At 68.1% G+C, this 13,476-nt stretch carries 12 protein-coding genes; all 12 read left to right on the top strand.

Going from position 1 to position 13,476, the window contains the following annotated elements; translation table 11 throughout:
- The first annotated feature begins 81 nt into the window (after positions 1-81).
- The 12 genes from FBY30_RS15685 (at position 82) to FBY30_RS15630 (ending at position 13,366) form a co-directional block, all read left to right on the top strand.
- Entirely contained in the window at positions 82-1,056 is a 975-nt protein-coding gene (locus FBY30_RS15685) for a hypothetical protein (RefSeq protein WP_056387374.1), read from the top strand.
- Positions 1,056-1,778, top strand: coding sequence for a hypothetical protein (locus tag FBY30_RS15680; protein ID WP_142133569.1), 723 nt, complete (start codon positions 1,056-1,058; stop codon positions 1,776-1,778). The genes FBY30_RS15685 and FBY30_RS15680 overlap by 1 nt, the downstream gene beginning before the upstream one ends.
- A gap of 73 nt (positions 1,779-1,851) precedes the next feature.
- Complete coding sequence (locus FBY30_RS15675) at positions 1,852-2,655, top strand: hypothetical protein (RefSeq protein WP_056387380.1); 804 nt, start codon at positions 1,852-1,854, stop codon at positions 2,653-2,655.
- A complete protein-coding gene (locus tag FBY30_RS15670; protein ID WP_056387381.1) occupies positions 2,652-3,383 on the top strand; it encodes a hypothetical protein in 732 nt (243 codons plus the stop codon). The genes FBY30_RS15675 and FBY30_RS15670 overlap by 4 nt, the downstream gene beginning before the upstream one ends.
- Before the next feature lie 57 nt (positions 3,384-3,440).
- Positions 3,441-3,977: a hypothetical protein gene (locus tag FBY30_RS15665; protein ID WP_056387384.1), complete on the top strand. Its 537-nt coding sequence runs from the start codon at positions 3,441-3,443 to the stop codon at positions 3,975-3,977.
- Positions 3,977-4,993, top strand: a complete 1,017-nt coding sequence (locus FBY30_RS15660) for a hypothetical protein (RefSeq protein ID WP_056387386.1) — start codon at positions 3,977-3,979, stop codon at positions 4,991-4,993. Before FBY30_RS15665 ends, FBY30_RS15660 begins: the two co-directional genes overlap by 1 nt.
- A 94-nt stretch (positions 4,994-5,087) precedes the next feature.
- Entirely contained in the window at positions 5,088-7,364 is a 2,277-nt protein-coding gene (mobL, locus tag FBY30_RS15655; protein WP_160141486.1) for a relaxase MobL, read from the top strand.
- Between the two features lie 160 nt (positions 7,365-7,524).
- A complete protein-coding gene (locus FBY30_RS15650; RefSeq protein ID WP_056387390.1) occupies positions 7,525-8,064 on the top strand; it encodes a hypothetical protein in 540 nt (179 codons plus the stop codon).
- Between the two features lie 87 nt (positions 8,065-8,151).
- Entirely contained in the window at positions 8,152-8,946 is a 795-nt protein-coding gene (locus tag FBY30_RS15645; RefSeq protein ID WP_142133568.1) for a hypothetical protein, read from the top strand.
- A 25-nt stretch (positions 8,947-8,971) separates the two neighbouring features.
- Entirely contained in the window at positions 8,972-9,244 is a 273-nt protein-coding gene (locus FBY30_RS15640; protein ID WP_056387396.1) for a hypothetical protein, read from the top strand.
- 153 nt (positions 9,245-9,397) lie between these two features.
- Positions 9,398-11,164: an AAA family ATPase gene (locus tag FBY30_RS15635; protein WP_056387398.1), complete on the top strand. Its 1,767-nt coding sequence runs from the start codon at positions 9,398-9,400 to the stop codon at positions 11,162-11,164.
- A gap of 132 nt (positions 11,165-11,296) precedes the next feature.
- Positions 11,297-13,366 (top strand): hypothetical protein, encoded by a 2,070-nt coding sequence (locus FBY30_RS15630; protein WP_142133567.1) that lies wholly within the window; start codon positions 11,297-11,299, stop codon positions 13,364-13,366.
- The last annotated feature ends 110 nt before the right edge of the window (positions 13,367-13,476 follow it).

The following is a 13,476-nucleotide window of genomic DNA, read 5'->3' as shown; positions in this document are numbered from 1 at the left end:
GTCCCGATCCGTGCGCAGTGACCTGTCGAATGGGGCAGACTCGTTATTGAATGACCATTACAGATAGACTTGGAGTCATATATGAGGACAACACGAGAAAGGGCGGGCATCGTGACGAGTGCGGACGATGATGCGCATGGCAGGGCCGGGGACACGGTCAAGGACGAGGACGGCGCGCCGAAGAAGCTGAAGGCCCCCGCCACCCGCAGGCGGGTCAGCGGGGTCGAACTCGAGGCCCGCTTCGAGGGCTGGCGCTCCGAGCGGCGCGGAGAGCGGCAGGCACGCACTCCGGAGGAGTCGGCGCGGCGGACGCGCCTGGTTTTGAGCGCCGCAATGGGCGTGGCGATCCTCGGGCTCGCGGCGGCCGCGGGAGTGAGCGGCAAGGGATTCGAGGTGGAGCACGCGGCCAACGCCGACCGGATCTCCGCGCTCCAGGTCCAGATCGAGGATGCCAGGAGCACTCCGGTCGCCCCGGATCTGCCCGGAAAGATGACGCGGCTGATGGAGGCAGCCGCAAAGGACGCCCAGAAGGTCGCGGAGGCCCAGCAGCGCTTCGCGCAGCTGCACCACGAGGCGGCGACACAGCCCAATGCGGGCAACGGTACGCCGAACGCGGCGACACTGCAGATCGCCGAGCACCGCCGGACGCTGGCACCCCTGTTCAGCCCGCGCTCGTTCCTGGCCGACGAGAAGGGGGCCTACTCCTGGACCTCTGTGACGCCGTTCGACCCGAGCACGCAGATCGACCCGCGGTTCCCCTGGTACGTGCGCTACGAGGGTTTGAAGGCTTCCTCGCCCGGAGCGTACGCCTGGTCGGTCGAGTCGGTAATGCCGGACCTCGCCACCCAGGACGCCACGGGCACCACGCGCACGGCGCGGGTGATCTGGCTGTGCCGGGACACCGCGGGTGGACAGGTGCTGGCGTGGGCGAACGCGGCCTACTCCTACGACGGGAAGGCCGGGACTTTCGCGGATCTCAAGGTCGTGGTGACCGCCGCCGGCGCGGAGCACCAGCAGGGCGCATCGACGACGGGTAACGGAAGCGGAGAGGGCTGATGATGCAGGAGCAGCAGATTGACGGCACGGACGAAACGGCAGCGCCGGAACCGGGCTTCATGCGGCGCAACGCCCTGGTGGTCGGGGTCACGGTACTGCTGGTTACCGCCGTGACGGTGACCGGCCAGACATGGGGGTCCCAGCGCAGTGCACTGGATCAGCAGCAGCAGACGATCACGGGCCTTCAGGGCCAGCTTGCCTCGGTCGGGACCGCGAAGTCCGAGCAGGTCGAGCAGGATGTCATGCAGTCGCTCGGCGTGAGCCAGAGCCGGATCCACGACGACACGCAGATCGTGGACCGCCTGGTGAAGACGGCATTCACCTGGGACTCCGGCCAGGCCTACGAGGCCGCTCGCCGGGACCTGAAAGAGCGCTACCACCTGTCCGAGGACGAGCAGTTCCTGAAGCAGTTCATGCCGCCGGCGCGCTTCAACGAAGACGCCGCGGGCAAGCGCTACTACTACATCGACACCCAAGGGCTGAACTCGGCGGTCAATGCCGACGCGGACCTCGAGGTCGTGAAGGTCACCGCGGACGAGTACACGTATGCCGTGCAGATCGAGGTGGCGGCTACCTCCGATGCGGTGTCCCAGAACAAGGTGGCACCGGACCGGGTCAAGTCGTACCGGACCGTGCTGGTGTACCTCACCGTCGACGCGCAAGGGAAGGTCTCTGGCCTGTCCGCCATTCCCGCTGGCGGTTCGACTCGTCATTCCAGATGATCCGACTCCCTTTCGACTCATCTTCTTGATAGAGTTGTACTGGTATTCGAGACGAAGAGCGAGTTGAGGGGCAATGGCATCGACAAAGATCGGCCAGTCGGGTGTGCAGGCTGACAAGCCTGTCCGCAAGACCCGCTTCGTGGCCGCGCCGGACGCCGGTGCGGCACCGGGCGACGCCGACCCCACTGGGGACGGAAATGTCCCGGGTGCGCTGATGAGCCGCCGGGCGGCCATCGGCGGGGTGTGCACGGGGGCAGCTGCGCTGCTCTGCTTCCTGGTCGGCGCAGGTCTCTCTGGTGGCGAGGCCACCGTCAGCCAAGACAAGGCTCAGCAGATCGTCTCCCTGCGCGAGCAGATCCGCACCGCCGAGGTGCGCACCGACGCCCTCCCGGAGGCCAAGGACGCTGACCGCGCCCTGGTCACGGCACAGGGAGCTGCGGAACAGATCGCCCGGTTGCAGAACGAGTACCGCTACCTGACACCCTCGGTGGCGGACTCGGGCGGGACGCTGGACCAGGCTGCCGCCGAGCCGACGCGCCGGAACCTCACCCCGTACTTCGCCCCCGACGTCGGGACCACTCTCCAACCCTGGTACCTGCTGGCCGCCGACAAGGACGTCGCCGCGGGCAACGAGATTCCGATGAGCTTCGACTCCGGCTTCAAGTGGGTCGCCCAGCGCCCTTACTCGGTCGAGGTGGACGGCACGATCCGGGTCACCTGGTTGGCGGTGCAGACCCGCCCGGCGGCCGGGCAGGCCCCGGCGGTACTGGCCTGGGCCCGGGCTGACTACGACATGACCCGCAAGAGCTTCTCCGGGGTCCAGACCGGAACGACGACCACGGGCGAGGCCCTGCGGCAGGAGGTGAAGGCACCGTGATCGAGGACGTGAAGGACTGGGTGCGCGCGAGGGCCGGGAAGGTCCTGGTCTGCAGCACCGGAACGCTGCTGGCGCTGTCGCTGCTCTCTCTGGCCCCGGCGCTGCTGGCCGACGGTTCGGCGGACGCCGACGCCAAGGCCGACCAGCTCATCGTCCAGCTCCAGGGCAAGCAGGAGGACGCGCAGGCGGCACTTGAGACCAAGCATGCCCGGTTGCTGGCTGCCCTGCCGGGGATGGATGCCGAGCGGGCCGACCGGGACCGGGCCGCAGCGCGCTCGGTGCTGCTGAGCCTGACGGATTCTTCGGCCGCCTCGCGGACCGTCAAGGAGACGCAGGCCGCCCTCGACGCCCGGTACGGGTTTCTCGGGACCTCGTCCCGGGCCCTCACCGAGTTCATCCCGGAGTGGATGGCAGCGACCGGTGCCGGAAAGGGCGCGGGGACGGCGTACCAGCTGGCCGACTTCGACGTCGACGTTGCCGCGGTGAAGGGCCTGGACTACTCCGTCATCGGAGTGGCGCGCCTGGACCCGGTGTCCGCCGACGGCAAGTCCACGGCCAAAAGTGAGTACGTGGTCTTCACCTTCGCCACCGGACAGGACGGCACGGTCGCCTCGTTCGAAGCGTACCGGGCCTCGGGCCGGACGCGGGACCAGCTTGCCGCGCAGAGGCCACCTGCCTCTGCTTCACCGGTCGATACCGCCAGCCCCGGACCCAGCCACAGCGGCTGACCGGCGGGACACCCGCACAGACACGACACGACACGACAACCACGAAGGACGAGACGAATGACGATCCAGACTCTGGACAAGACCGGCAGCGCGACCGAGCACGAAGCCCGGGTGGAGGCTGCCACTGCAGTCCCCGTCGAGAAGGCCCCGGTCAAGCCGAAGGCCGGGCGTGGCCCTTCGAAGCTGGCCGGCGCGCTGCGCCGCCTGGCCCCCGGGAAGGGCTTCGGCGGATCGCCGGTGCTGATCTGGGCGGTGTTCTTCCGCTCGGTCGTGCTCATCGCCGACTACGTGCTGGCCTCGATGACTGCGATGGTCGTGATCCCGATGCTCGGCGCGTGGCTGCACCGGCAGTCGGGCGCAGCAAGCGGCGACCTGACCATGGCCGGGACCGTCGCGATGTGGATCGCCCCGCTGCTGTTTGTGGTCCTGTTGCTGGCCGCCGCGGAGATCGCCGCGATGCGCGGGATGTGGCGCTGGTCCACCCGCCGGATCCGGGCTGTACGCGACGCCCGCACCCCGGCGCTGGCCCCGGCCACCTCCGCCCCCAGGACCACCCGCCCGAGCAAGAAGACCAACCGGAAGAGGAGCAACTGATGCGCACTGCTGGACTGATGATGAATGACGTGTGGGCCGACCGGGCCCTGCGGGAGCGTGGCGTGCAGGCGCACCGCTACGACGGCCTCGATGCCCAGATCGGGGTGCTGGTCGACTCTGTCGAGCTCAAGCACCGCGGCAAGGAGGAGAACTACCGGCCCTACCTGCACGTCGTGGGCGAGCTGCGCTCGATCACTCCCGCCGAGCCGCTTCCGTACGGGATCACCCAGGTGACCTACTCGCACGGCCAGGGCGAGAAGGTCGACGCCTTCTACGAGTTCGACGACGAGCAGCTGGTCGCACTGGCGGCCAAGGGCTACTTCAGCCCTTCGTTCACTGTGCCCGACCAGCTCACGGGGATCGAGTGGGAGCTGCCCGCCAGGGCGGATGCCCTCGTGCTCACCCCGTCCGGGGACCAGGCCGATGCCCCCGTGGTCTTCATGAACGTGCACCGCATCGCCGATCTCGAGATCGACCTGGCCTCCACCGAGTACGACCTGGCGGCCTACTTCGCTGACCGCTCCAAGGATGGTCATGGTCCGGTCGAGTCCGTCGTCGACCAGCGGGGCCTGCGGGCCCGCTCCGACGCGATCAACTCGCTGTTCAGCGAGGACGAACTCGACTTGGTCGCGCAGGCGGAGAACCTCCAGCGGCCCGAGGAGCAGCAGCCGGCTGCCGAGGGCGTCACCGCGCAGTTGCTGGCGGTCGAGGCTGAGATCACCGCGGAGCGCGAGCGGTATCAGGCTGAGCTGGAGCGCACTGAGGGCACGCCCGAGCACCTGTACCACCAGCGTGTGGCCCCGGCCCTGCACCTGGACGGACCGGAGGATGCTGCCGTCCCTGCGGACGCGGAGCCGGATGCCAGCGCGACCCACGATCTGGACTTTGGTCTGGATGAGGAGGCCACCGGGCAGGAGGTGCCCGCGCCGACGCTCGAGGAGCGCAAGCGCGAGGCCTCCCGCCGCGCCGCCGACCTCGACTTCGGCGAGGAAGACGGGCACGGCCTGGGCCACTGAGGCCGAGGCGGGCAGAGCAGTCAGGACGGGCCCCGGTCGCTGGAGGACAGCGGCCGGGGTTCTGTGCATTCACACGACGGAGGGATGAGGCGGGATGGGCCTGAAGCAGTCAGTGGTCATCGTCAACGAGTTCAGTGTGCCGCTGCCCGGCGGCAAGGGGTCCCGGGGCGGCACCCCCGGCGACTACGTCACCCGGTACATGGCGCGCGAGCAGGCGACTGAGTCGCTCGCGCCGATCCAGCGGCTGCGCACGGACGACTTCATCCTGCGCTACATGGCCCGCGAGAGCGCGGTCGAGCGCGCCGGGACGAGCAGGGTCGAGGCCAAGACGATAATGCGCCAGGCCCAGGGCGATGGCGGCGTGGCCTTCGGCTACGGCTCAGTGTCGCTCTCCGACGAGCAGCTGCGGGCTGCATCCCGGGACATCCAGAAACACTTCGAGAGCGGCAAGACGGTGCTGAAGACCGTGCTCTCCTTCGATGAGGAATACCTGAAACGGCACCGCATCGTCGGCGAGGACTTTCACTGCGAAGGCCGCGGGGACTACCGCGGCCACATCGACCAGATGAAGCTGCGGATGGCGATCATGCACGGGCTGGAGCGGATGAGCTCGGGCACGAGCGGTTTCGACGACCTGCGCTACGTCGGCGTGATCCAGGTCGACACCGAGCACGTCCACTGCCACCTGGCGATGGTCGACGCCGGACACGGCCACCTGGCCAAGGACGGCACCCAGCGGGGCAAGCTTCTGGACCGGCACAAGTCCCGGTTGCGGCGCGGCGTGGACGCCTGGCTGGACGAGAAGCAGGCCGTCGCGCACCTGTCCAGCGCCGTCGGTTACGAGCGCAGGAACGTGACGACCTTCATCAAGCGCTGGGCACACGAGCGCATGCGCTCAGAGGCCCTCCCCCAGTTCCTGTTGGCCTGCCTGCCCGCCGACCGCTCGCTGTGGCGCGCCGGAACCAACGATCTGCGGATGCGCAAAGCCAACCGTCTGGTCTCCGAGCTGGTGGCCGAGCAGCTGGAGCGGCCGGGCTCTCCGCTGCCGGCGGCAATGGAGAGGGTCGTGGAGTACGCCAATCAGCGCCGGGAGGCCGAGGGCCTGCCCACCGACGCGTGGCAGCGCCTGGTCGACGCGGGCCGCAACCAGATCACCGAGCGGGCGGTCAACGGGGTCTACCAGATGCTGCGCGCCCTGCCCGAGGAGGAGCTGCGGGTGCGTACGCCGATGCTTGAGGTGATGGGTATGGACTACGCCGAGATGGCCGCCCTGGCCGCAGAGCGCCAGCAGCAGCACGGCAGCTCGGAGGACGACGTCGTCTCCTTCGGCTTCCGGCTGCGCAGCTATGCCTCCCGCCTGCAGCATCACAAGTCCAAGGCCAGCGCCTACCGCGACCTGGCCCGGCAATGGGAGCGTGCCGAGAAGGCCGAAGTGGCCGTAGAGGACTCCCGGCCGCTCTACGACTTCTACCGCTACGAAGAGGACTGGCACCGGCGGGTGATGAGCAAGTACCAGCACTTCCTGCCGTTTGTCGGCGACGCCAGCCAGTGGTACGCCCAGCAGCAGGAGGTCGCCGCGTACGGCCAGCGCCTGCTCTCGCTGATGGCGCTGCGCCAGGACGCCTCGCTGCAGCGGATGAAGGACGCCGACCAGGCCGAGGAGATGGGCCGCGAGATCTACGGCCAGCCCGGCGGACGGCACCTGACCGCGGGCAAGGCCGGACGGGCGGTGCTGGACGCGCGCATCGAGACGATGAAGCAGGTCTACGACGAACGGCTCCAGGAGCTGCGCACCGACCTGGCCGACTCGGGGCTGGTGCTCGTCGCCGGTCCTGCTGACCAGCGCAGCGCCGTCGCCGGCGGGGATCCGGAGGTCTCCACCCAGCTGTCGATCGAGACCGGGACGGCGCACCCCTTCGACGACGTCAAGGCACTGGACCTGCATCACCTGGGCTACGACTTCGTGGCCGATGTCGAGATCGGCGAGCGGGCCCGGCGGGAGTTCACCGCAGCCGCGGCCGAACGCCGCCGGCTGCTGCTGGCGGCCATGGAGTACCTCGACCAGTCAGGCCAGTCTGAGGCGATCGCCGACCTCCCTGTCGACGACATCGCCGCGATGACCCGGGTCTCGCGGGAACTGGTTCCGGTGGAGGACGGCTCCATGCGGCCGCTTCTGCGTTCGAGGATCGCGGCGCTGCGCGAAGAGCAGGAACAGGCGGCCCGGATGCGCCGTTCGAAGGCCTCCTCGCTCGACGCCGGCCTGGTGGTGCGTGTCCAGCAGCGGGTCGACGCCGCGGTGGCTGGTGCCGGGGTCCTCCCCGGCCCCGAGCAGGAGCCGGCAGGCCGGTCCGACGGTATCCAGCACGAGTAGGGACACGAGTCGAAAGATCATTCGAATGGTTGCGGAATGCTCTATAGGAGTATTAGTGTATAGAGCAGTTCGGCACTGCACTTCGGGGCTTTGCTCGGACGACGTGAATGATCAAGGCCGTTCTGCCGAGTGGCGGACGGAACGACGAAAGGACGAGATCATGGCACTTCTCAAGGGCAAGGGCGCAATGACCGGGGTCAACCTCATCGCCAAGGTCTATGACAACGGCGCGACCAAGGACGGCAAGTCGCACTACGCCGACATCCAGGTCGACGCCCGCGACTCGCGCGGACCGGAGCAGAGCAACCTGCACCTGAAGTCCGAGCGCGTGAAGGGCCCGGACGGCAAGGAGCGCTTCGCCAACACCGCCCCCTACTCGGTGGGCCAGCTGGAGGAGATCGTCAAGGCCGCGGGCCCGAATACGGAGCCGCTGCTCAACAAGGACGGCGAGAAGGTCGGCACCGTCTACGGCTTCAAGGGCAACGTGATGCCGGCCTCGCGCGGCACCGGTCTGGTGGTCAACACCAAGTCCGTGGAGGCCAGCGACTTCAAGGTCGACGCCAAGACCCTGGACAACCAGTTCGCCTCCATGAAGGCGGCCAAGGAGACCCAGGCGGCTGCCAAGCAGAGCCAGGCCGGTCCGGAGCAGACCGCCCAGGCCGAGCAGGTCGTCGAGGCCGAGGCCCCCGCGGTCGGCTGACACCGATCCACGGCTCAGCAGAACTCATTGAAAGGCCCCCGGAGAAACCTCTCCGGGGGCCTTTCGCATAGAGAGGAACGAATCATCATGGCAGATCTCAGTAAAGGTTCCCAGGGCCGACCGGAGCACGGCCAGCGCCCGACGTCGTACACGCCCGAGCAGCTGGCGGCGATCCGCGGGGCCACCCCCGATACCGGAGAGCAGCGGGGCCCGAGCTCGCAGGCGGGCCTCGGCGCGGTGCGGGGTCCCCGATACAGCTTGCCCTCCTCCCCCGCTCCCGGCCAGCCGGGCTCGAGGTTCAACCCCAACGTGGTCGAGCGGCGGCCGCGCCCGCAGGCTGAGCCGGCACCGGGGATGATCACTTCAGCGGATGTGCCGAAGCCGGAATCGTCCCGGCAGGAGCAGCCCCAGGCGAAGCAGGCCCATGCCGGCGGCACGGTTCAGGGTCCGGTGAAGGTCCCGCTCACCCAGCGGGCCGCCGGGTCGAAGGTCGGACAGGCCGTGCAGTCCGCGGGCCTCCGCGAGGGAGCCAGGCGGCTCGGCACCGAGGCCATGCAGGATGCCGCGGCCCACGCCCAACGTGCCCAGCAGTCTGGTGCATCGACCAGGGGCGTCGCCGCCAGCGCCGCCAGGGGAGCTGCCGTGGGTGCAGCCCGCGGGCTGCACACGGAGCTGGCCGGACATGGCGGACAGAAGGCCCCCCAGGGCTCCGCTGCCGGGGCGGACCTGGTCGGGCGGATGGGCTCGGTTGTCGGCCGTGGTGCTCAGGAGCAGCTGCCGGGCACCTCGCCGCAGGGACGGAAGCCGGTCAGCGAGAGGTACGACTATCAGTTCGAGGGCCAGGGCGGGCCCGAGGGCACCGAGCAGCAGCGCGGGGCCTGAGACAGGCACGGAGGAGGAGAAGGCTATGGCGACGAACGATCCCAGCCCACTGAGCGGCACGAGCCTGCTGGAGCTGGGCCTGGACGAGATCACGGCCCCGGACGAGGGCAAGGACATGTGGGCGGAGGCCGGGCGCGCACTGGTCGACCGCGTGGGTGCCTCGATGCGTCAGCAGCGGGAGGCGAACGAGCGGGCACGGCGCGACCGGGAGTCCAGCAGGCCGCTGAGCGAGCGGTACGACTACCAGTTCGAGCAGGATGGGGCTTCGTCCCAGGAGGACCGCCAGCCGGGGCTGTGACAGCACCCCTACGGAGTGAATGGCCAGGAGGCCCCCGGATATGAGTCCGGGGGCCTTTCGCTGTCCTATCACAGTCGAGCCGAATGGTGCCATGATAGACTTTTGACTGATCTATCAGATGAATTCAAGTCTTGGCGAGAGGTCTTCCACGGCATGTTCCATGAAGTGCACCTGAATGAGGGCTATCCGCTCCTGTCGAAGCTGTCGGACCCGCTCAAGAGGGCCGAGCGCGAGATCGTCGGCCGCGAGCACGAGAAGCTCCAGCTGCTGGCCTCGATGAGCAGGCCGGAGCTCTGCAACGCCCTGCTCCTGGCCGAGGCAGGTACGGGTAAGACCGCTCTCGTCCAGGCCACGATGGCCGCTGACGCCGAGCGGCTCTATCTCGAGGTCGATCCGTCCCGGATGATCTCCGAGGCCGGCGACTCGGACCGCATGGCCGCCATGCTCAAGGGCTTCTTCGACGAGGCCGAGCACTTCGTGGCGGACGAGAAGCAGGAGCTGGTCCTGTTCATCGACGAGTTCCACCAGATCATCCAGCTTTCCGATGCTGCGGTTGAGGCGATCAAGCCGGTGCTGGCGGCTTCCGGGGCACGCGGCATCCGAATCATCGCCGCGACGACCTATGACGAGTTCCACAGGCACATTGCGCCGAATCAGCCGCTGGTTGAACGGCTGCAGCGCATCAACCTGACGCCGCCGGACCAGGAGACGACGATCCGGATTCTGCAGGGCATGGCCGAGCACTACGACGTCGCCGACCAGTTCTACGACGACCACATCTACCGGCAGATCTATGAGTACACCACGCGCTACATGCCGGCGAGCTCGCAGCCGCGCAAGTCGATCCTGGTGCTGGACAGCATGGTTGGCTGGCACCGCCTCACCAAGCGGGCGCTGGACCGCGATCTGCTCTCGGACGTGCTCCAGGAGTCTCTGGGCGTCAACGTTGCCTTCAAGGTCGACGGCGCGAAGATCAAGGAGCAGCTGGACTCGAAGGTGTTCAGCCAGGACCTGGCCACGCGTGCGGTCGCGCGGCGGCTGCAGCTGTCGGTCGCGGACCTGAACGACAAGGGCCGGCCGGAGGCCTCGCTGCTGTTCACGGGGTCGACCGGTGTGGGTAAGACCGAGCTTGCCAAGCAGCTGGCACGGCTGCTCTTCGGTGACGACCAGCGCCACCTGATCCGATTCGACATGTCCGAGTACGCCCAGGACTCCTCGATGGACCTGTTCCGCTCCGAGCTGACGAAGCGGGTCTGGGACCTCTCGCACGCCGTACTGCTGTTCGACGAGGTCGAGAAGGCCTCGGCGATGGTCACCCGCCTGCTGCTGCAGGTGCTCGACGACGGCCGGCTCTCCGACGACAACAATCGCGAGGTCAGCTTCCTGAACACCTACATCGTCATGACGACGAACGCAGGCTCGGAGATTTACAAGACCATCGCGCAGTACGCGGCCGACGACACGGGCTCGGGCGAGCAGCTGCTGAAGTACGACAAGCTCATCCGCCGCTCGATCACCGAGACCTCGGCGGATAACCGCTTCCCGCCCGAGCTGCTGGGCCGTATCGACGCCATCGTCCCGTTCCAGCCGCTCTCTGAGGACACGCAGCGCAAGATCGTGCGCAACAAGCTGCGCCACATGGTGCAGGAGGTCCTCATCAAGCACAACGTGCGGGTAGACATCGACCAGAGGGTCCTGCAGTACCTCATCGACGACAAGGGCGACACCGACTCCAATGCCGGCGGTGCCCGTGGCGCGGTGGCGAAGATGACCGACGAGGTCACCACCGGAGTGGCGACGTTCATCAACGAGCATCCCTCTGAGCGGCGGATCCGGATCGACGTCGTCGGCGAGCTGGCGAGCGACCACAAGGACATGCTCACCTCCGATGCGTGCATCGAGGTGAGCGCCGTGCGCTGATCTGCGCCAGCGGCCATTGTGGGTCATTCGGCGTCGTGTCGAATTGTCTATCATTGCACCTATCGACTCATAAGCGATAGGATACTCATAAACCAGGCGAACTGCGTTTCATCATCGAAGGGATCGACACCAATGGGCATTCTGGGCACGGCTGCGGGAAGCCGGAACAAGGATCGGAAGAAGAAGCCTGACGAGCTGCTGTCGTCCGTGGTCAGGGAGACGGCGATCCCCGCAGCAGTCGAACTGCTGCGGTCGAACGCGAAGTTCGTCTTCCCCAGCGGCACGGCGTGGGTCATGCTCGTGCTGGCCGCCGAGTCCATCGGCGGGCTGAGCAAGCGGCACGGCCGCGACGAGGCGAAGGGCTCGCTCATCGAGCTCATTGACTCCGACCAGATCAAGACCGTCGCCACGGCAGAGATGTTGGGCGAAGAGGTCTTCGGCATCATCCCCAACACGGAGACGCTTGCGCGCATGGAGGAGTACTCGCTCCTGGCTGGCGCGGAGTACTCCTGGGCCGTCGTCTGGCAGAAGCCCAGCGGCGAGCTGCTGGTGGACCTGGTCGCCGAGGCCACGTTCAAGCAGGCCCAGGAGGTCGCTTCCGGCACGCTGAGCCTCGAGGAGGCTGTCGGAGCGCAGGCCTGGCGCGAGCACAGCGGCGTCACCACCGACGAGCCCGGGACCCGTCCCGCGGCGGACGCGGACGCTGTTGCTGCCGTGGATACCGCCGACGAGGGTGACCCGATCTTCGACTCGATCTCCGGCGGGGACGAGGGTGCCGGTGACGAGCCGGTCTTCGACGCTGCGGGCGATGAGCCCGTGTTCGACGACGAAGCCGTCGACTTCGGAGACGAGGACGCGGCCCCGGTTGCGGTGGAGCCGGAGCCCGGCTTCGACGGCACGGCCGGCTTCGAGGAGTTCGACGAGGAGTCCGGTCCCGTGACCGCCGACGATACGGCGTACGCCCCGGCCGAGGAGGAAGCCGTCCTGCTGGAGAACCAGGAGCAGGTGCGTGAGGTCATTGCACGCCGCTTCCTCTCCGAGGACCTGGACCTCGACGTGCGCCTGGACGAGTTCAATGCGACCTTCGCCATCGGCGCGCCGGTCGTGCAGATCGAGGTGCCGCAGGGTGCGACCGAATGGCTCGGCGACCAGGTCGCCCAGCTCAACCGGCAGGCCAACGCCGACCTTGCCCAGCTGCGGTGGGCGCACGAGGACGAACTGCGCACGCTGTACGTGAACCTCATGTCGGCCCACGTCGAGCAGGTCATCCGTGACGTGGCCACCGACCGCGAGGGCTCGCGCTACAAGGCACTCAAGGACGGCACCGAGGCGGCGCACCGCGAGCGGGAGTCCGAGAAGGAACAGCGGATCCGCACCCGCAAGGCCGAGATCGTCCAGGACTACGAGGCCCAGGCGAAGAAGCTCGCCGAGCAGGCCGCCCTCCAGGCGGAGATCCAGTACAAGGAGCGCAACCGCTCCCGCATGGAGCGCGAGCAGGCCGACGCCGTCGCCGAGATCGAGCGGGTGCTCGAGAACTCCTACTCGCACGACCGCCAGGAGATCCTGCGCGTGCGCCGCTCCGACGCCGCCCTGAAGATGCAGGTCGGCACTACGCGGATCTTCGAGGTCCTGGCCGAGAAGCAGAAGGCCTACCTCGAGGCCGAGGAGCAGCGTCTGGGGCAGTGGAAGGCCGAGATCCAGCGGATCGTCGACGACAACCGCAAGGCGGACATCGCCCAGGCCGAGGCTCTGGCAGAGCACCAGCGCACCACCGACGAGATCGGCGTCCTGCGCCGCGAGCAGGAGGCGCTGCTGGAGTCGATCCGCAACGAGCACGCCGACCGCATCCGCCGGATGGAGGACGAGCTCGACCGCAACCGCAAGGACGCGATCACGCAGATGCAGGCCCGCGAGACGGAATGGCAGCACAGCCTGTCCCTCGAGAAGGAGAAGACCGACTCGGCCACGCAGCGCAACACGGACCTGCTGCAGCAGATGGAGGTTGTCGAGGACTCGGTCAAGCGCCGTTACGAGGCGCGGCTGGAGGAAATGGCTGCGGACAAGGAGTCCTACGCCAGCGAGCTGGCAAGGGCTTCGGAGATCCAGAGCCGCTACAACAAGATGCTCATCGCCCTGATCGTCGCGCTGCCCGTGCTCGGCGGCCTCGCCGGCTTCATCGGCGGGGCGGCCATGGGCGGCTGATCCGACTCGGAGATCGACGGGGGTCTGACGGCGCATGGGGCTCGCACCCCGTGCGCCGTCGGCGTCTTCCGGATCACAACAGGCGCAGGACACACAGACACACGCGGAAA

The organism is Arthrobacter sp. SLBN-83 (genome assembly GCF_006715285.1).
In the GTDB taxonomy this organism is placed as follows: domain Bacteria; phylum Actinomycetota; class Actinomycetes; order Actinomycetales; family Micrococcaceae; genus Arthrobacter.
Note: the sequence above shows the minus strand (reverse complement) of the source record. Positions and strands in the feature narration are given on the sequence as shown.